This window comes from Salibaculum griseiflavum, from assembly GCF_003129565.1.
Classification (GTDB): Bacteria; Pseudomonadota; Alphaproteobacteria; order Rhodobacterales; family Rhodobacteraceae; genus Salibaculum; species Salibaculum griseiflavum.
The window spans coordinates 1-15,415 of sequence record NZ_QETF01000017.1 but is presented as its reverse complement, the minus strand read 5'-3'; the positions used below and the strand labels follow the sequence as shown (position 1 = coordinate 15,415).

At 61.1% G+C, this 15,415-nt stretch carries 24 protein-coding genes, 2 tRNA genes and 2 pseudogenes; 12 read left to right on the top strand and 16 right to left on the bottom strand.

What is annotated here, in order from left to right; translation table 11 throughout:
* Positions 1 to 25: 25 nt before the first annotated feature.
* Positions 26 to 451 (bottom strand): acyl-CoA transferase, encoded by a 426-nt coding sequence (locus DFK10_RS13145; protein WP_109389497.1) that lies wholly within the window; start codon positions 449 to 451, stop codon positions 26 to 28.
* A gap of 43 nt (positions 452 to 494) precedes the next feature.
* Here DFK10_RS13145 and DFK10_RS13140 point away from each other — a divergent pair.
* The 3 genes and pseudogenes from DFK10_RS13140 to DFK10_RS16765 all read left to right on the top strand — a co-directional run.
* A tRNA-Ile gene (locus DFK10_RS13140) sits at positions 495 to 571 on the top strand.
* A 2-nt stretch (positions 572 to 573) separates the two neighbouring features.
* Positions 574 to 660: transfer RNA gene (locus tag DFK10_RS13135), tRNA-Leu, on the top strand.
* A gap of 111 nt (positions 661 to 771) precedes the next feature.
* Positions 772 to 915: pseudogene (locus tag DFK10_RS16765) on the top strand (hypothetical protein); the annotation flags it as partial.
* A gap of 27 nt (positions 916 to 942) precedes the next feature.
* Here the strand turns inward: DFK10_RS16765 and DFK10_RS16630 are convergent.
* On the bottom strand, positions 943 to 1,083 hold the full coding sequence (locus DFK10_RS16630) for a hypothetical protein (RefSeq protein ID WP_235866842.1): 141 nt from the start codon (positions 1,081 to 1,083) through the stop codon (positions 943 to 945).
* A gap of 17 nt (positions 1,084 to 1,100) precedes the next feature.
* Here DFK10_RS16630 and DFK10_RS13125 point away from each other — a divergent pair, with 17 nt between their 5' ends.
* Positions 1,101 to 1,391: a type II toxin-antitoxin system RelE/ParE family toxin gene (locus tag DFK10_RS13125; protein ID WP_109389495.1), complete on the top strand. Its 291-nt coding sequence runs from the start codon at positions 1,101 to 1,103 to the stop codon at positions 1,389 to 1,391.
* A gap of 5 nt (positions 1,392 to 1,396) precedes the next feature.
* On the opposite strand, the gene DFK10_RS13120 is transcribed toward DFK10_RS13125, so the two are convergent.
* The 5 genes from DFK10_RS13120 to DFK10_RS13100 form a co-directional block, all read right to left on the bottom strand.
* A complete protein-coding gene (locus DFK10_RS13120; protein WP_109389494.1) occupies positions 1,397 to 2,038 on the bottom strand; it encodes a DUF6441 family protein in 642 nt (213 codons plus the stop codon).
* Positions 2,035 to 2,346 (bottom strand): head-tail joining protein, encoded by a 312-nt coding sequence (locus tag DFK10_RS13115; protein ID WP_109389493.1) that lies wholly within the window; start codon positions 2,344 to 2,346, stop codon positions 2,035 to 2,037. The genes DFK10_RS13120 and DFK10_RS13115 overlap by 4 nt, the downstream gene beginning before the upstream one ends.
* An 11-nt stretch (positions 2,347 to 2,357) precedes the next feature.
* A complete protein-coding gene (locus DFK10_RS13110; protein ID WP_109389492.1) occupies positions 2,358 to 3,380 on the bottom strand; it encodes a major capsid protein in 1,023 nt (340 codons plus the stop codon).
* Positions 3,381 to 3,421: 41 nt separating this feature from the next.
* Positions 3,422 to 3,802 (bottom strand): head decoration protein, encoded by a 381-nt coding sequence (locus DFK10_RS13105; protein ID WP_109389491.1) that lies wholly within the window; start codon positions 3,800 to 3,802, stop codon positions 3,422 to 3,424.
* 94 nt (positions 3,803 to 3,896) lie between these two features.
* Positions 3,897 to 5,318 (bottom strand): S49 family peptidase, encoded by a 1,422-nt coding sequence (locus DFK10_RS13100; protein WP_109389490.1) that lies wholly within the window; start codon positions 5,316 to 5,318, stop codon positions 3,897 to 3,899.
* Positions 5,319 to 5,398: 80 nt separating this feature from the next.
* Here DFK10_RS13100 and DFK10_RS13095 point away from each other — a divergent pair, with 80 nt between their 5' ends.
* Positions 5,399 to 5,650 (top strand): AbrB/MazE/SpoVT family DNA-binding domain-containing protein, encoded by a 252-nt coding sequence (locus DFK10_RS13095; RefSeq protein WP_109389489.1) that lies wholly within the window; start codon positions 5,399 to 5,401, stop codon positions 5,648 to 5,650.
* Positions 5,647 to 6,045, top strand: a complete 399-nt coding sequence (locus tag DFK10_RS13090; RefSeq protein ID WP_109389488.1) for a PIN domain-containing protein — start codon at positions 5,647 to 5,649, stop codon at positions 6,043 to 6,045. The genes DFK10_RS13095 and DFK10_RS13090 overlap by 4 nt, the downstream gene beginning before the upstream one ends.
* A gap of 3 nt (positions 6,046 to 6,048) precedes the next feature.
* Here DFK10_RS13090 and DFK10_RS13085 read toward each other — a convergent pair whose 3' ends face one another.
* Both DFK10_RS13085 and DFK10_RS13080 read right to left on the bottom strand, forming a co-directional pair.
* Positions 6,049 to 7,539, bottom strand: a complete 1,491-nt coding sequence (locus DFK10_RS13085; protein WP_109389542.1) for a phage portal protein — start codon at positions 7,537 to 7,539, stop codon at positions 6,049 to 6,051.
* An 11-nt stretch (positions 7,540 to 7,550) separates the two neighbouring features.
* Positions 7,551 to 7,760, bottom strand: a complete 210-nt coding sequence (locus tag DFK10_RS13080; RefSeq protein WP_109389487.1) for a phage head-tail joining protein — start codon at positions 7,758 to 7,760, stop codon at positions 7,551 to 7,553.
* Between the two features lie 57 nt (positions 7,761 to 7,817).
* Here DFK10_RS13080 and DFK10_RS13075 point away from each other — a divergent pair, with 57 nt between their 5' ends.
* Positions 7,818 to 7,997: a hypothetical protein gene (locus DFK10_RS13075; protein WP_109389486.1), complete on the top strand. Its 180-nt coding sequence runs from the start codon at positions 7,818 to 7,820 to the stop codon at positions 7,995 to 7,997.
* A gap of 28 nt (positions 7,998 to 8,025) precedes the next feature.
* Here DFK10_RS13075 and DFK10_RS13070 read toward each other — a convergent pair whose 3' ends face one another.
* The gene (locus DFK10_RS13070) at positions 8,026 to 10,065 is read right to left on the bottom strand and encodes a phage terminase large subunit family protein (RefSeq protein WP_109389485.1); all 2,040 of its coding nucleotides are present in this window, start codon (positions 10,063 to 10,065) and stop codon (positions 8,026 to 8,028) included.
* Positions 10,013 to 10,567, bottom strand: a complete 555-nt coding sequence (locus DFK10_RS13065) for a hypothetical protein (RefSeq protein WP_109389541.1) — start codon at positions 10,565 to 10,567, stop codon at positions 10,013 to 10,015. Before DFK10_RS13065 ends, DFK10_RS13070 begins: the two co-directional genes overlap by 53 nt.
* 121 nt (positions 10,568 to 10,688) lie before the next feature.
* Here DFK10_RS13065 and DFK10_RS13060 point away from each other — a divergent pair, with 121 nt between their 5' ends.
* The 5 genes from DFK10_RS13060 to DFK10_RS13040 all read left to right on the top strand — a co-directional run bounded on the left by DFK10_RS13060 (position 10,689) and on the right by DFK10_RS13040 (position 12,507).
* A complete protein-coding gene (locus DFK10_RS13060) occupies positions 10,689 to 10,871 on the top strand; it encodes a hypothetical protein (protein ID WP_109389484.1) in 183 nt (60 codons plus the stop codon).
* A 10-nt stretch (positions 10,872 to 10,881) separates the two neighbouring features.
* A complete protein-coding gene (locus DFK10_RS13055) occupies positions 10,882 to 11,103 on the top strand; it encodes a hypothetical protein (RefSeq protein WP_109389483.1) in 222 nt (73 codons plus the stop codon).
* Between the two features lie 11 nt (positions 11,104 to 11,114).
* Entirely contained in the window at positions 11,115 to 11,399 is a 285-nt protein-coding gene (locus tag DFK10_RS13050; protein ID WP_109389482.1) for a hypothetical protein, read from the top strand.
* 102 nt (positions 11,400 to 11,501) lie between these two features.
* A complete protein-coding gene (locus tag DFK10_RS13045; RefSeq protein ID WP_109389481.1) occupies positions 11,502 to 11,903 on the top strand; it encodes a hypothetical protein in 402 nt (133 codons plus the stop codon).
* A 34-nt stretch (positions 11,904 to 11,937) separates the two neighbouring features.
* A complete protein-coding gene (locus tag DFK10_RS13040; RefSeq protein WP_109389480.1) occupies positions 11,938 to 12,507 on the top strand; it encodes a DUF3489 domain-containing protein in 570 nt (189 codons plus the stop codon).
* 9 nt (positions 12,508 to 12,516) lie between these two features.
* Here the strand turns inward: DFK10_RS13040 and DFK10_RS13035 are convergent, their stop codons facing one another.
* From DFK10_RS13035 to DFK10_RS13015, 5 genes and pseudogenes are all read right to left on the bottom strand, one after another.
* A complete protein-coding gene (locus DFK10_RS13035) occupies positions 12,517 to 12,723 on the bottom strand; it encodes a DUF7220 family protein (RefSeq protein ID WP_408005592.1) in 207 nt (68 codons plus the stop codon).
* Positions 12,723 to 13,985, bottom strand: coding sequence for a site-specific DNA-methyltransferase (locus tag DFK10_RS13030; protein ID WP_109389478.1), 1,263 nt, complete (start codon positions 13,983 to 13,985; stop codon positions 12,723 to 12,725). Before DFK10_RS13030 ends, DFK10_RS13035 begins: the two co-directional genes overlap by 1 nt.
* Before the next feature lie 507 nt (positions 13,986 to 14,492).
* Positions 14,493 to 14,900, bottom strand: coding sequence for a hypothetical protein (locus DFK10_RS13025; protein ID WP_109389477.1), 408 nt, complete (start codon positions 14,898 to 14,900; stop codon positions 14,493 to 14,495).
* On the bottom strand, positions 14,897 to 15,142 hold the full coding sequence (locus tag DFK10_RS13020; protein ID WP_109389476.1) for an AbrB/MazE/SpoVT family DNA-binding domain-containing protein: 246 nt from the start codon (positions 15,140 to 15,142) through the stop codon (positions 14,897 to 14,899). Before DFK10_RS13020 ends, DFK10_RS13025 begins: the two co-directional genes overlap by 4 nt.
* Before the next feature lie 160 nt (positions 15,143 to 15,302).
* Positions 15,303 to 15,415, bottom strand: a pseudogene (locus DFK10_RS13015) (IS5/IS1182 family transposase); the annotation flags it as partial.

Sequence of the window (15,415 nt, the reverse complement as noted above, 5' to 3'; positions counted from 1 at the left end):
TCTCCGTCAACGTCAGGTTTTGTCGTCAGGCCAGCGGATCGCTGGTCGCGTAATGCAGTATGATGGGCACGACGGCGGCCTTTAGGCTTGCCGCACCCTCAACCGGCAGGTCGACCGGCTCAGGCGCCTCGGCCTCAACCCAATCGCACAGACCACCAAGTGTGCGATCCGCCACGATGACCGCCCCGATCGAGGCAATGAGCTCCGCAAAACGCGCGTCGCGGCTCTTGGCATCCTGCACTACCACCTCCAGCTCAGCGCGGTGCTGGTAATGATACCGCAGCGGTGACAGTGTCACCCCCGGTTCGCCTGGATCCCCATCGCGCAAAATGATCAGGCCCGATGGCGGTAGGCGTTCAGGCAAAACCTCGCCGCGCAGCACCGGCACATGTGGGATCGTGCGCAAGAGATCCGCCAGGGCGGTGAGGATGGTTTCGCGGGTGGTGGGCATCGACTTGTTTTTCCGAACAGAATGCGGCAACTAGCCCCCGAGTGGGCCTGTAGCTCAATTGGTTAGAGCAGAGCGCTCATAACGCTTTGGTTGCGGGTTCAAGTCCTGCCGGGCCTACCAAAGCCCACGTGGTGGAATGGTAGACACACGAGACTTAAAATCTCCTGGCCAGATTGGCCGTGCCGGTTCGAGTCCGGCCGTGGGTACCAATAACAGGCTGCAAGAAACTGGCGGTTTGATCGCTCGTGACCTAATTTCCGCCATGGCGGACAGGATGGTTTCGCGTGACGTGGGCATGTGTGAATGCGAGTTCACGCTGGATGCAATCGTCTGGGCATGCTAGGTATTACCTATCAATACTTTTGGGAGATAGGCTAATGAGTGCCATGCGCCCCGTAGCCGTCAAATTGGACGAAGATACCCGATCCCGCGTGCAAAAATTGGCGGAAGCCCGAGATCGGTCACCTCATTGGATCCTTAGAGAGGCAGTATCAGAGTTTCTGGAGCGCGAGGAACAGCGCGAAACCATGCGGAATGCGGCGCTCGCGGCATGGGAAGAGTTTGAGCTGACTGGCCTGCATGTCACGCACGCAGAAGCGGATGCCTGGTTGGCCCGGCTTGAGCAGGGACAAGAGACTGAGCCGCCTGAATGCCACAACTGATTTGGTCGCCCGCGGCGCTGAAAGATGTTGATCGCCTTTACAGTTTTCTGTCGGACAAAAATCAACCTGCGGCCCAGCATGCGATCAGAACCATCCGCGGCAGTCTGAAGATCCTTGTTGACAACCCCGAAGCTGGGCGTCCCATGGACCATATGCGGCCAGAGTTTCGGGAATGGTTGATACCATTTGGTGGCAGCGGATACGTCGCCCTCTACAGGTTTGACGGCGATCAAGCCGTACTGCTGGCTATTCGCCATCAACGCGAAGCTGGATATTGATTGATTTACGATACGTCCTTCATTCTCCTCGCTACCCATCGGTCAACAATCAACCCCGGCACCGCAGCCCGCGCCTTTTGCGCATCGCGATCGAGATCCAGCCGCTTTGGCAGCTTGACCTGCGGAACGAGCAGGAAGATCGGGACCGTCGCGCGTCCGCGCCCGGTCTTGGCGCGGGAGACGACGCCAAACCCGCGACTATTCAGCCGCCCATCGGCCACGAGCAAGCTCGGCCCGCGGCGACGATAGACAAAGCGCAGGCGCAAACCGCGGCGCCGCTCCCACTCCCCGGGGGTCAGCGCCTTGCCCCGCGTGCCTTTGCCAGCGGCCTCGGTGGGGATCGCGAGGTAGAACCCGTCTTTCGAGCGGATCAGCGGGCCGGTGTCATGGGCATCGACGATGACAGGTGCCTTGGACCAGACCAGCGCTGCAGCGTTCAAGCTCTCCCCGGACCGAGGATAGGTCCGGCTCCGGATCGAGTTGGCCAGGCGCCGGCCCAGCCCAGCTTGCGTGATCTGCCCGCGCCAGTCGGTCTTGAGCCCGGTCCCGGCCTCTCGCATTGCCGCAGTGACGGCCTTTTCGCCGGCCTTGATCTCTGCCGCCATCAAAGCGGTGAGGTCGGGCGTGATGTCGATGTCGAGTTTCATGCGGGGTGCAACTCCAGCGTCCAGATCAGCCGTTCGCGATCACGGCGCGGCTCCCCCTGTATCAGAAAGGTCTCATCAGCGATCAGGATCTGTTCCTCGGGCTGTGGAGCCGGGATCTCGGCCGTGCGCACATCCAGACGCACGGTATCTGACATAAGCCGCGCTGCGCCAAACTCGGTGATCTCGTCAGGACGGCGCAAAATACCTCGGGCGCGGGTGAAGCGGCCCGTGACATCGCGATGCCAGATCCCCACCGAGATGTTGGGATCAGAATAGAGCGCGTCGAGCGCTGCAGAAAAGGCGGTCATGAGACAGGCGCTCAGTTCGAGCTGTGCAGGCGGATGGCCAGCCGCGGGCGCTTGTTTACCGGCAGGATCGAACTTTCCGTCATCAGATCGATCCAGCGACCCTTGGCATCCAACATCTGCCGCGCATAAAGCGGCAAGCCGACGGTATTGGCCGTTTCCAGAAGGTTCGCCGGCCCGCCATAGGTGGTGAAGGTATCAAACGTCCCAAGCGGGAAGGCTATGCCTTCGCCTGCGGGGATCAGACGTTCCGAGGTGCCGTTTGAGAGCGTGACTGACCCGTTATACTCTTCAAAGAGAATGCCCGCGAATGGGAAGGCGCGGCGCATGTCCTCGCGAAGCGGCTGGCCGCCCGTGGCCGAGAAGAACTTGTAGGCCTCTTCGGTCTTGGGGTGGCTGATCAGCTTGTCGAAGAACTCCGAGCTGACGAGCGCGTGCGCCGTGGTCATGGTTTCACCGAGCAGGTTGTCCTCGATCCCGCGTAGGACGGTGCGGACCTTGCCCTGCACATTTGTGCTAGCGGTGCCAAAGACGAAGTCGACCGAGATCTTTTCAAGGCCAAACTCGCTGAAATAGTCATAAAGCGTGGTGCCTGCGCCATCCTTCACGATGCCGCGCAGCGCATTGATCTCCATGTATTCGCGGGTCTGGGCGTGCTTGCGGCGCATCAGCGTCAGCTTGCGGTTCATCACCTCGACCAACGGATCGGCGGCATCCGAGACGCCCAGTGCCGGCATTCCTTGAATATCAGCCGGCAGGATCACGTCATCATGCGGGATCCAGGGTAGGGCAAAGCTGCGCATCGAGCGCTGCTCGCGGGTGCCCACCGTGGCGGGTGCCCCCAGAGGAACCGAGGGCAGGAGGCTGAGGACGCCTTCGCGCTGTTCAATCACAACGGAACGTTGGGTGACGCCTTCAAAGCGAAAAAGGCCGATCTGGCCGAGGCGGGTGTAGAGATTGGGCAGGATGTTGATGGCCTGCGTCATCTCGGCGAGCGAATAGCCGCCCGCGTCAAACGGGTTGCGGGTGATGGTCATGGGATAACTCCGGCAAAGAGAGGGAAGGGTGTGCAGTCTGATCAGGCTGCGTCGCGTGGGATGATGCCAAGCGCCACGAGCTGGTTGTGTTTCGTGGCAGTTTTGGCCGCGTCATCGACGCTGGCGTCAAAGACGAGCGCCACCTTGGAGACGAGGGCGGGTCCGCGCAGGATCACGACGGCCTCTTGATCGGCGGAGCTGGCGTCAGTCGCATAAAGCAGGACAGCAGCTGCCGTCTGCGCGCCATCGGTGCCACCTGAAGTGGCCAGCTTGTATTTGCCACTCGCGGTGACGCGGCCGAGCACGGCGCCGACGGGATATTTGGTCCCGGCGAGCAGCGTGACGGTCTCGCGGGTGTAGTTGGGGTTCAGCTCGTATTTGAGCAGATCGCCCATGGAGGGCGGTTGGGTCAGCACGGACATGGGCAATCTCCGAAATGTGAGGATCAAAAAGACATCCCCCGCCGGGGAGGAGCGGCGGGGGATCAGGTGGGCGGCAGCTTTTGCGGTGAGCGGTTCAGCCACTGCTGCCCGTCGAGGCCGCCTTCTTTGCTGCGGCCACGATGGGGCTTTCCGCAGATTTGGGGAGAACGGGCGAGGGCGGGGCCGCTACGATGTCACGAGCATCTGCAGCCGCCGAGGCGCGCTGCAGGACAAGTTTGCGCAGGGCTTCCGGCGCCGTGCCGTCTCGCAGCGCTTTCGCCGCATCGATCGCGATGCCGAGGCGGCCGGCTTGGGCGGCGATTTCTGTGATTTCAGCGGCTTCTTGGCGCAGCTGCGCAGAGACCTCTGCCAGATTGGATGGTTGCGTGGCGGTTGGCACCGGCGCAGGTGATACCGCTGAGGCCGGCGTGGAGTTCTCTTGGTCCACGCCTCCTTCGTCTTCCCGCGCATCTTCTTCACTCACGCGCTCCAGGACGGTGTCTTCGGTGTTAGTGGGCTCAGTATTTGCCTCAGTGGCATCTGTTTTGGCGCTCATGGCGGCCTCCTTTGCTCGGGGATAGGTTGCGCGCGGCAGCCGCGCGGTGGGCGATGGGGCGGATAGGTTCTCGCGGAAACGGTCAAAGCCGCGGGTCAGGTCGATCACTTCGTCAGCCAGGCCTGCGGCAACAGCATTGGTGCCGCGATAGGTGGCCGCCTCGGTCGCCAGAGCAGAGTCTTGGCTGAGCCTGCCAGCGCGGCCTGCGGCAACAGTCTCGGCGAAGAGGAAGCGCAGCACGTCTATCTCGCGTTGGATGTCATTGCGGACGTTCTCGGGTAGCGGCTCATAGGGATTGCCATCGACTTTGTGCTGGCCCGAGTGGATCATGGTGACCTGCACCCCGTCCTGATCCAGCTGCCCGCTGAGATCGGCATGCATCACCACCACGCCGATACTGCCGACCGCGCCCGTGCGCGGCAGGAGGATGCGGTCGGCCTGGGAGGCCAGCGCATAGCCCGCCGAGAAGGCGTGCTCGGCGACGAAGGCCCAGACGGGCTTGCTGCCCCGAATGGCACGAATGCGATCGGCGAGGTCAAAAACCCCCGCGACTTCGCCTCCGAAACTATCGATTTCCAATGCAATGGCGCGCACCGCCTGATCGCTGGCTGCCGCCTCGATTTGTGCGGCGATCCCCTCATAGCTGGTCTGGCCCGAGGATTGGCCGATCCAGCCGCCGCGGTGGATCAGCACGCCGGCAATCTCGATTACGGCGATGCCGTCCACGACAGGGTAGGGTGCATGGCCATGCTGCTGAAGGCGCTCGGTAAGGTTTCCGGCGAGAATACTGGCGCGGGCGGGGAGGATGGTGGTGACATCGGCTGCGTCGCCGCCCTCTGTCAGTTCCACCTGCCTCCCGAGAATGCGCGGCCCGAGGCCGGACAGAAACGCCATGGCCTTGGTGGGTTCAACCAAGAGCGGCGTGTTGAAGGCGCGCGCGGCAATGCGGGCGTGAAGCATGAGGGCTCATCCTGGGTTTGATTTTGCATTTCTAACCCCCATTTGGTAAGGAGAAATGACAATATGTAAGGAATGCGCCGATGTATGAATCGACAGTGACAGTAAAAGGCCAGACGACCCTACCGAGGGACGTCCGGGCCGCGCTTGGCCTGACCAGTGGGGACAAGCTGCGCTATATGATCCTCGATGGTGAGGTGCGCATCCTGAAGGCCTGCTCAGTCAAGGAATTGCGGGGTATCCTTTCAAAGAGTAGTCAGAAGCCGGTCTCCTTGGACGCGATGGATGAGGCGATTGCGGCTGGCGCAACTGATAGCGTAGGTCCCGACAAGTGATCGCCCTCGATACGAATGTGCTGGTGCGTTTTCTGGTGCAGGACGACCCCGAACAGGCCCAGTTGGCCACAAAGGTGATCGACCAATTGACCGACGATATGCGAGGCTTTGTAAGCCGGGAGGTCTTGATCGAACTCGTTTGGGTTCTGGAGCGTGCCTATCGCCTCGACCGCCCTGAAATCGCCACTGCGCTTGATGGTTTGCTTTCTGCCATTGAACTGGACATTGAAGGCTCAGATGAGGTTGCGCCTGCGCTTGAACTTTATCGCAACGATGGGTTTGGTTTTGCTGATCTCATGATTGCCGCGGCTGCGAGACGTGCAGGCGCTACCGAACTGGTGACCTTCGATCGCAAGGCGGCAAGACTTCCCGGTGTCCGCTTGCCGGGTGACTGACTTCTATCCTTCCTCTTGTGCTGTGATGGGTTGATCCTCGGTATCAGGTTCCTGGGTTTCAGCATTGTCTTCCGCAGTAGGCACCGCCTGTACTCCTTGCGCGGGTGATCCGGGCCGGCGGAAGTCGAGGCCCAGCGCGCGCTCGCGTTCCCGCTCCGCCGCAACTTCCCGATCCACCTGTTCGGCGTCATAGCCGCGCTCGGCGATGGCTTGGGTGCGGGATTTGAGCCCCGCCTCGATCTGGGCGATTTCGGCGTTGGCGTCCTTCAGCGGATCGACCCAGTCCCATTTTGTGGGGAGCCAGTCGGCGGCCAGCATGCGCGGGCGGTCTGCCTCATAGCCGGGCAGGGGCAGCGCACCCGACAAAACCGCCAAGTCCAGCCAGCGCGCATAGACCGGACGGCAGAGTTGGTAAACCATGACTGAGTGCTGCCAAGCCGAGACGCGGCGCCGGAATTCGATCAGGGCGAGCCGCGAGTTCGAGAAGTTTCCCTTCACCATGTCATTGGCGAGGTAAGGGTATGGGATGCCCAGAGCGGCCGAGATCTGCAGCAGCGTCCGGTATTGAAACGGCTCATAGGTCGCCCCGCTATCGGCGGGCTGGCCCACGGTAACATCTTCGCCGGGATCCAGCCGCACAATCTGGCCTGGGCTGATCTCGACGCCGGCTGGCATCTCCTCATCATCCAAAGGTGCCAGCGGGTTCTCTGGCGCCGGGGAGGTCACGAACATCGCGTACATCGCTGCGACCTTTTTGCGGTCGAGCTCGGCGTCGTCGTACTGATCCAAGAGGAACAGCTTTACGATCGCGGGTGCCAGTTTCGCCACGCCGCGCAGCTGGCCGCCTTCCACCGGGTCAATGACGTGGATGACCTCCGAGGCGGGCACTCTTACACTCTCACCCGACAGCCCCGGATCGGTGCTGTCGCCGGGATGGCGGCGCAGGAAGTGATAGGCCACACGCCGCCCGATCCGATCGAACTCGATGCCCTGGCGGATCGCGTTGCCGTTGCGCGCCACGCCGGTCTCATGGAGCGGCAGCATTTCCGAGGGCAGCATTTGCAACTGCAGTGGCACGGTCAGCCCGTCCTCGGCGCGCCGCGGCCGTATCCGTATGAAGACTTCGCCTGCGATGAACACTTCGCGCGCCGCTCTTCGCTGCAGCCCGTAGAAATCCGTCAGCCCCTCGGCATCGGCCTCGTCAGTCCAGGCGAGCCAGAGCCGCTGCAGTTCTTCCTTGCGGGAGGCATCGGCCAGCTTCGAGATCGGTTTGATCCCATCTCCCACAGTATTGGCCGCCCAGCTTTCGACCGCATTTACGGCATAGCCGTTGTTGCGTACGAGCCAGCGGGCACGAGCGGTGATGTCAGGCCCTGAGGCTGCGATGAGCGCATTCACATGAGCCCGCGTCGCCTGGAACCCGCGCAGCCGCCGGTGGTGCTGACCCGCATCAAAGCCGCCGATGAAAGCCCCAAGGCGCTGCCGCCAGTTCATGCCACCGCCCATCACAGGTCTTTCACCGCATGGGGGCGCAGCACACGCCCAGCGCCGCGCTCGAGTTTCGCGATGCGCCGTTCGACATCGCCTATGGCCGCGGCAAGCTCGGCGTCGGTGCCATAATTCACCGTCTTGCCGTCATAGCTGACAGACCGTGTGCCGCTATAGCGCGCGGCCAAGAGCGCGCTGTGCCGGAGTTTCAGCTCGTCGAGGGTCATGGGTTTTTCTTTTCTTGAGTGGATGCGGCGGGTAATGCTCGACCAAGGGAGTTGCTCATGTCCGGACCCAACACCGAAAAGAAAGCGCGAGAGCCTGGGACACGCGGTGACACCGCGGCGGAACAGCGAGCCAAAATCTGGGCCCACAACAATGTGGCCGCTATCGCAGAACGCCGCGCATGGATCGAAACCGAGGGCACACCGCTGGCGGATATTCAGGTCTTGCAGGATATTTGAGCGGGCTCAGAGCGCGGGCGTCGTCGTTTCATTCCATGTATTTGGGCGTGCTGATCTTCCAGCCACGCCGCCGGGGCGATGCGATACGCCCGGCTTGGGGTTCAGTCGTCTTGTCTGGCGCGTTCGTCTCATCATTGACCTTGGTTTCCACGCCCGCCTGCTTCTCCAACTGGCGCCACATGCGCTCGTCAAAGCGATCTGCCCCAAGGATCCAGGCCGCAGCCCGTGCGTAAACGCGTGTGTCGAGCGCCTCGTTTCGTTCTCGCATTTTTTGCCATTCCTGGCGGGCGTAGCCGCGGCGGTCGCGGATCGTGGCCAATTGCTCGGCCACGAGCTGCTTAAGCCATTCGCTATCCGCCCAATCAGGCAGGTGGATCATACCCGCCGGATTGGGCGTGCCGGACGCGCGGTCCTCATCGGAGGGCCGCTCAAGTCGCAAATACCGATAGGTCTCGGCCTTGAAAGTGGCGGTGGCCACCGTCCAGAGCCTGGCACCGCGTTTCAGCTTGCGGCCATTCACCGTCGCATCGACAAAGGTCGGACCCGACACCGGTGCTGCCCGATTGAAGCCTTCGAGACCCTTGACGGGTGCCACCTGTGAAATGCCTTGCGCTCGCGCCCAAGCGTAAACGGCGGCGGTTTCATACCCGGTGTCGATGGCCAGCTTGGCCAGTGGCATCACGGCGCCTTGTTCATGCGCCCATGTCTGTCCGAGCAGCGCAGTCAGAGTCTCCCAGCAGGCGGGATCACCGGGGCCACCGGGAATAACGATATGGTCGATGAGCCAGCTTTCCAGGCCGCGCCCCCAGGCCCAGACATCGACCTCGATGCGGTCCTTCTGAACGTCTGCCCCGGCGGTGAGGAACAACCCACCCATCGGGATCTGCGCCGCATAGGCCTCACGCTGATCCGCGAGACGCTGCCATTCCGGGGCTTCGCCACTTTCGACCCAGGTCTCGCCCAGAAGCGTATTGCGCGCCGCGCGCAGCATCTCGTCAGAGCCTTGGGCTGCCAGCCAGTCCCGCGCGATTTGCTCCCAGCTTTTCCAGCCGATCGGTGAATAGAGCGCCGAAAGGTGGAAGCCGATGGCGTTCGGATCCGCGCTGACCGCCGTTGCCCGCCATTCGCCCTGTTCAAGCATCTGCGTCTTGTGATGCTCAGCGATGGATTGGTCGCAGCCTTCGCAGACGTAGGTGGCTGTTTCAGGCCGCCCCTTGTCCCAGCGCAGCCGTTCGAACTGCAGCCATTGCATATGGCCGCAATGCGGGCAGGGCACGAAGTAGCGCCGCTGGTCGCTGGCCTCGAACTCGCGCTCGATGCGCGACAGCCCCCGGATCGTTGGGGTCGAGACCATGAATACCTTGCGCCGATGAGCGAAGGTTGTGGTCCGCGCCTCAGCCAAACTGACCGGATCACCTTCCTCATCGGCCGAAGCCGGATAGGCGTCCACTTCATCCAGAAACACATAGCGCGCGGGCATCGATCGCAGGCCCGTGGCTGAGTTGGCCCCAGTCAGCACGAGGAGGCCGCCCGGGAACTCCTTGGACAGCATCGAATTACCTGCATCGCGCGAGCGCGCCGGCTGCACGCGTTCCTTCAGCGCCGGGCTGTCCTCGATCAGCGGATCGATCCGGCCGCGCGATGTCCGCTTGGCCATCTCGACGGTGGGCAGCACCGCCAGCATTGGGCCCGGCGCATGATGGATCACAAACCCGATCCAGTTGTTCCCGGCCTCTGTCGCGCCGACTTGCGCGGCTTTCATAAAGCTGATCCGCTGTGCCGGATGACCGGGCGACAGCGCATCCATGATGTCGCGCAGGTATGGGGTCCGGGCGGTTCGATATTGGCCGGGTTCGGCCGAGGCCCGCGATGACAGTTTCCTGTGTTTATCTGCCCATTCGGACACGGTCAGGTCAGGGTCGGGTCGCATCCCACGGCGCCAGGCGCGCAGGATATCCTCGGCGCCCTCGAAGGCGAGATCGAGGCCCTCGGTCAGATCAGATGTGTTCTCCTCCTCATTCAAGCGAGACCCTGAGGTCGGCCAGGGCGTCGAGCTGCTCTCGGACATGGGTTTCCAGCACCCTTTGCAGGATCGCGGTCTCGATCGTTATGGCCTTGCCGGATTCTGTCTCCATATCTGCGGACAATTGGGCGGCCATCAGGGCTGCAACACGTGTGGGCCATGTGACCCAAAGATCGCGCTCTTGACGTGCCAAGCGAAACACCAGCGTTTCAGCGCGCGCACGATCCACCAGCACGCCCTTCTTCTTCTGGATCGACAGCTGGCGCTCTTGCGCCTGATAAACGGTCAGCGCGGTGCGGGCCTTGATGTAGGACGTGCTGTCGCCTGAACCTGAGATGGCAGGCCCGTCACTAGCTGCGCCGGACCCTCCACGTGAGCGCATCTGTTGATCTGGATCGGTGGCCGCTCCACGCCGCGCATCCGAGGCCGCGACGTTGATCGAGCCATCAGCGAAGAGCACCAGCCGTCCATTTTTGCGGGCCTTCTGCACGGCCCCGCGGGAGATCCCGGCATGCTCGGCATAGGCGCGTTCAGACAGTCCTTCCATGGCGATTGGTTTAGCCTCAATATATTGTAAATAAACAGAAAAAACTGCCTATTTGAGTTGATTACACTGCCGCTAAGAGCGATTCTCACATCAAGCAAATTGCCTGATTGGAGACACGCCCATGACCTTAGCCACCCGCTACAACGCTGAAGCCAAACGTCTGATGCCGCACATGGCAGATAGCCTGGCCGTTGATCCCGCCATCACCTGCGCCTGCGAGATTGATGACATCGTGTTTCGCCGCAGCGAGTACCTCGGTGGAATGGCGATCGCCATTCTCGCCCTCATCGAACAGCAGGCTTGAGGAGCAGAGCATGACCATGGCCACCACAACAATCCGTATCGACTACGATGCGCTCCCCAGCCATTTTGACCGGTCGCGGCCCGACACCGTCGCTGAGGTCATTGAGACCGAACTCCGCGACGCGGGGCTCACGGCCGAGGCCGCGGACGTCATCTCGCACATCAAGATCGAATTGCCGACCAACCAGCTTGCAGCTGCCAGCTCCCTGTTGGCCAGCCTGCATCTCATTTGAGGGAGGACAGGATGAGTACGCGTGCACAAATCGCCATCCAGATCGGGCCCAAAGAATGGGCGCATGTATATTGCCATTTTGACGGTTACCCGTCGCACATGCTGCCCGCGCTGGCCGCATGGACGCCCGAGGACATCCTTGCCGCACGGGAAATCCGGCAGGTCCGCGCCAATGAACTCGACTGCTTCGATCCGCCACGGCCGCCTCGGATTCTGCCGCGGCCGACTTGTGAACTGTCCCATCTCTACGTCTGGCAGGACGAGACATGGATCGATGCGACGGATCAATCGGAGTGATCAGATAGCAATGAAATTGCTGTGATTTTGCTACGCTAATCGGCCCTTCAGAGCGATTGTGATTGCACCAAAACGATGCAACTCACCAGAAAGGCCCACCCCATGACCAACCACGCCACGCTGCCCAGCCAAAACGAAAGCTTTGGCTTCTTTGGAACGGTGACCAATTGCCCGCACCGCGATCGTCCAAGTGCGGAGGTCTGGGCTTTGGCCTTCAGCCTTATCGCGGAAGCAACCCACGCCGAGAGCGAGGACGAGATGATCGGCATCCGCGATTTCCTCGACAGCCGCTGGGGACGGCATTTCGCCGACGATGTGATCGGCAACATCACCGGCTGCAACACCAACCTTGAGGCTGCCATCACCGCAGCCATTGCCAAATGGCAGGACTGGCGCATCAGCCGCCGCACTCAGCGCGAAGAGGGGATCCCGGCAGGGCTGCCTTACCTGACCGGCTGGGTGCAGCACTTCGCTGTGACGGCTGCAATGGAAGATGCTGACTGACCCCAACCGACAACCTGATCACAAGGAAGCTGTGATGCCCAAGATTACCGATACTCAAACCATTATACTCACTCGCGCCGCGACCCGTCCCGGGAACTTAGCCATGCCGCTGCCTGACGGGCTGGCCGGTGCTGCCGCCAAAATGGTGGTGGCCAAGATGATAGAGCGCGGTTGGCTTGAAGAGGTCGATGCCAACCTCCGCTGCAATGAGCCGCTCTGGCGCGAAACCGGAGATGGCCATGGCACCACGCTGATCGCGACCGAGGCCGGGCTTGAGGCCATCGGGGTCGACCCTGTCGTGGCGAGCACGGTCAGCAACATCCGCAAGGCAGGAGCAGGCACCAAATCTGCAGGCGTTACTGCGGGCGACATTCCGACGCCGAAGCTGGCGTCCATTCGGCAGGGCACCAAGCAGGCGCTGTTGATCGAGATGTTACAGCGGCCCGAGGGCGTTTCGATACAAGAGATCGTCAAAAAACTCGACTGGTTGCCGCATACCGCGAGAGGTGTGATTTCCGGGGCGCTCAAAAAGAAGCTGGGCCTGCCAATCACCTCCGAGAAACAAGACGGGCGCGGCACTGTTTACAAATTGGATGCGGCCTGAGCTCGCCCATCACCCCCAGCGTGCGAACAGCCGGCGAAGGGCGTAGCTGCGCAGGAGCGAGATCCCGGTGAACACACAGCCAATGGCAAGGTTCTCGCCGAGACTGACTTGCAGCCCAAACCATGGGAACACCACGATTTGCGTCAGCACGGCCAGCGCATATCCCAACACGACATTGGTGATTGCCTCGATCAGTGAACGGCGTCGCGACTGCATCAGGCGGCCAACCGCTTGGACTTGAGCGCAGCGAAGGTTTCACCACTGTCCGCCAACACAGCCTCTTCGCCTGTAAATGCCTGCCAGCGCTCGATGGCCACATCGACATAGGCGGGGTTCAACTCCACGCCGTAGCAGATGCGCCCCGTAGTTTCCGCCGCGATCAGTGTAGTGCCGGATCCCATGAACGGCTCATAGACGGCCTGGCCAGAGTTAGAGTTATTCAGGATTGGACGCCGCATGCATTCGACTGGCTTTTGCGTCCCATGCACGGTCTCGGCATCCTGGTCCTTGTTTGCAATCTGCCAGAGTGTGGTCTGTTTGCGATCGCCTGCCCAATGGCCTTTGCCCTTGGCGCGCACGGCATACCAGCAGGGCTCGTGCTGCCAGTGGTAATCGCCGCGGCTGAGCACCAGCCGATCCTTGGCCCAGATGATCTGAGAACGGATGGCGAAGCCCGCGGCGATCAGGCTGTCGGCCACCGTCGCTGCGTGCAGCGCGCCATGCCAGATATAGGCAACATCACCGGGAAAGAGGGACCAAGCTTCGCGCCAATCGGCGCGGTCGTCGTTCAGCACCTTGCCTGTACGTTTGGTCTTGGCCGCACCAGTTTGGTTGCGCCACGACGGATCGTATTCCACGCCATAGGGTGGATCGGTCACCATCAGCAGCGGTTTGACGCTTCCCACAAGCCGCCCGACCACATCGGCGCTGGTGCTGTCCCCGCAGATCAGACGGTGCGACCCGAGCTGCCAAAGGTCGCCGGACACCGATACTGGGTTAGCAGGCGGTTCCGGGAGGTCATCTTCACCGTCGACGGCGCCATCTTCGCCGACCGTCTCTGGATCTTGCAGCAGGGCATCCAGATCCTCATCCGAGAAGCCCAGCAGATCGAGGTCAAAGTTTTCGGCCAAAAGCCCTGCGATCTCGTCGCGCAGCATCGCCTCGTCCCAGTCGCCGAGCTCGGTCAGTTTGTTGTCGGCAATGCGGTAGGCGCGCCGCTCCGCTTCATCGAGATGGCCAAGCCGGATGACAGGCGCCTCGGTCAAGCCCAGCGCCCCAGCAGCCAGCACGCGACCATGGCCAGCAATCAACTCGCCGTCATCTGCCACCAGGCACGGCACAGTCCAGCCGAACTTCGCCATGCTGGCGGCGATCTTCGCCACCTGCGCTTCGCCATGGATCTTTGCGTTCTTGGCATACGGGCGCAGCTGCTCGATCGGCCAGATCTCAATCTGGCGCGGCGCAAAAACCAGTTCCATGGGATGGTGAGCTCACGGGGCAGGGGCGAAACATGCTGACGCCAGCCCCGTTACAGGGTCGTCAAAAGTCGCGATGTCAGGAAAACAAAAGCGCCCGCAAGGGTTATCCCTCGGGCGCAATTCTTCGATGCTCAAGGGGTACGTCAAGGGGGCTAGAAATGTCAACGGGAAATGTGAATCGGACTCACATTTTGGCGCGGGTGGCTTCCAGCTGGATTCGGTGAATCCAAAACTGGCTTGGATGGATTCTTGACTAAAATAGTAAAATCCACCTTTGGCATCTTTGTGGGCCACGCAAGCCATTGTTATTGTGATGTAATTCTTTCTCTGCGATCATGGGCGGCTTCCAGCTGGATTCCCCGGTGAAAATCTAACTCGCTAGAAAACTTGCGCGCTGAGCCCCCCCGTATAGCCAAAGGCCCGGGGAGGAACCATGGGAGGGGGGAGGCTGACGTGATTGGCTGAGAGCGCAAAGGTTCCTTTCGCTCTTCACGCTTTGCCGTTTGTCTACTGAATATCAGGATAGGTATTGGCCTCGAAATACTCTGCCAAGTCGCTCACACTGAGCTTGCCTGCGACACGCGCTCGTAACTTGGCTTCGAGATCAGTTTCGGAGACATCCAAGAATGAACCATTCAATGTAATTAACGTTAATGCCGCGATAGCGCCCGCCCTTTTATTCCCATCCATCAACGCGTGGGGTGTCGCGATACCATCGTACATCAAGGCAGCGAGGTAGGCTAACTTCGCCTCTGGTTGGTATTCAGCGGCAGATCTTGCCCGCTCGAGGCCTGCTTCGAATGCATCGCGGTCGTTCAAGACCATTCGATGCCCCATGGTGTCCATGAATGCTGATGTTTCGTCCAAGATCGCATCAGCATTGGGCCAAGCGTAGCCATTCTCTTCCGCGGTCACGCGACGTCGCCCTCACGGCCAAGCTTAACGAGCGTGCGCCGATACCTTTGTGTGACTTTTGCTGCTGCCTCACGCGTTTTGGCGTAATTATCATTGACGGTACGCACGATCAGTGTGCCGTCATCCGTTGAAAGCGTAACCTGTTGCCCTGCGCGCAATTGCAATGCGTCCATCGTCGCTGCCGACAGCGGCAGGAAGTGGCCATTTCCGATCTTCTTAATTTTATTTGTTGTCGTCACCATAGTGCGCGTTCTTTACTGATTGATATATATGTTTATACGTAACGTTTATACGTTTGAGTTGCACATGTCAACGTGGCTTGATCTGCAGTCTGTCCTTGCTTGCGACCGGTGATCATGGCCTACACAAGGTTTTCGCGGTGCTGGAGGCTAGGGTCAGGACTCATAGCCAGTAGATGACGAGTGCTGCGAGGGCGATGGCTGACAGGAAGACCTTCGGGCACCTGTCGTAGCGGGTTGCCACACGCCGCCAATCCTTCAACCTACCAAACATGA

Coding starts and splice junctions, on each gene's coding strand:
- DFK10_RS13145 (WP_109389497.1), bottom strand. CDS start 451: ATGCCCACCACCCGCGAAACCATCCTCACCGCCCTGGCGGATCTCTTG.
- DFK10_RS13125 (WP_109389495.1), top strand. CDS start 1,101: ATGCCACAACTGATTTGGTCGCCCGCGGCGCTGAAAGATGTTGATCGC.
- DFK10_RS13120 (WP_109389494.1), bottom strand. CDS start 2,038: ATGAAACTCGACATCGACATCACGCCCGACCTCACCGCTTTGATGGCG.
- DFK10_RS13115 (WP_109389493.1), bottom strand. CDS start 2,346: ATGACCGCCTTTTCTGCAGCGCTCGACGCGCTCTATTCTGATCCCAAC.
- DFK10_RS13110 (WP_109389492.1), bottom strand. CDS start 3,380: ATGACCATCACCCGCAACCCGTTTGACGCGGGCGGCTATTCGCTCGCC.
- DFK10_RS13105 (WP_109389491.1), bottom strand. CDS start 3,802: ATGTCCGTGCTGACCCAACCGCCCTCCATGGGCGATCTGCTCAAATAC.
- DFK10_RS13100 (WP_109389490.1), bottom strand. CDS start 5,318: ATGCTTCACGCCCGCATTGCCGCGCGCGCCTTCAACACGCCGCTCTTG.
- DFK10_RS13095 (WP_109389489.1), top strand. CDS start 5,399: ATGTATGAATCGACAGTGACAGTAAAAGGCCAGACGACCCTACCGAGG.
- DFK10_RS13085 (WP_109389542.1), bottom strand. CDS start 7,539: ATGAACTGGCGGCAGCGCCTTGGGGCTTTCATCGGCGGCTTTGATGCG.
- DFK10_RS13080 (WP_109389487.1), bottom strand. CDS start 7,760: ATGACCCTCGACGAGCTGAAACTCCGGCACAGCGCGCTCTTGGCCGCG.
- DFK10_RS13075 (WP_109389486.1), top strand. CDS start 7,818: ATGTCCGGACCCAACACCGAAAAGAAAGCGCGAGAGCCTGGGACACGC.
- DFK10_RS13070 (WP_109389485.1), bottom strand. CDS start 10,065: ATGTCCGAGAGCAGCTCGACGCCCTGGCCGACCTCAGGGTCTCGCTTG.
- DFK10_RS13065 (WP_109389541.1), bottom strand. CDS start 10,567: ATGGAAGGACTGTCTGAACGCGCCTATGCCGAGCATGCCGGGATCTCC.
- DFK10_RS13060 (WP_109389484.1), top strand. CDS start 10,689: ATGACCTTAGCCACCCGCTACAACGCTGAAGCCAAACGTCTGATGCCG.
- DFK10_RS13055 (WP_109389483.1), top strand. CDS start 10,882: ATGACCATGGCCACCACAACAATCCGTATCGACTACGATGCGCTCCCC.
- DFK10_RS13050 (WP_109389482.1), top strand. CDS start 11,115: ATGAGTACGCGTGCACAAATCGCCATCCAGATCGGGCCCAAAGAATGG.
- DFK10_RS13045 (WP_109389481.1), top strand. CDS start 11,502: ATGACCAACCACGCCACGCTGCCCAGCCAAAACGAAAGCTTTGGCTTC.
- DFK10_RS13040 (WP_109389480.1), top strand. CDS start 11,938: ATGCCCAAGATTACCGATACTCAAACCATTATACTCACTCGCGCCGCG.
- DFK10_RS13035 (WP_408005592.1), bottom strand. CDS start 12,723: ATGCAGTCGCGACGCCGTTCACTGATCGAGGCAATCACCAATGTCGTG.
- DFK10_RS13030 (WP_109389478.1), bottom strand. CDS start 13,985: ATGGAACTGGTTTTTGCGCCGCGCCAGATTGAGATCTGGCCGATCGAG.
- DFK10_RS13020 (WP_109389476.1), bottom strand. CDS start 15,142: ATGGTGACGACAACAAATAAAATTAAGAAGATCGGAAATGGCCACTTC.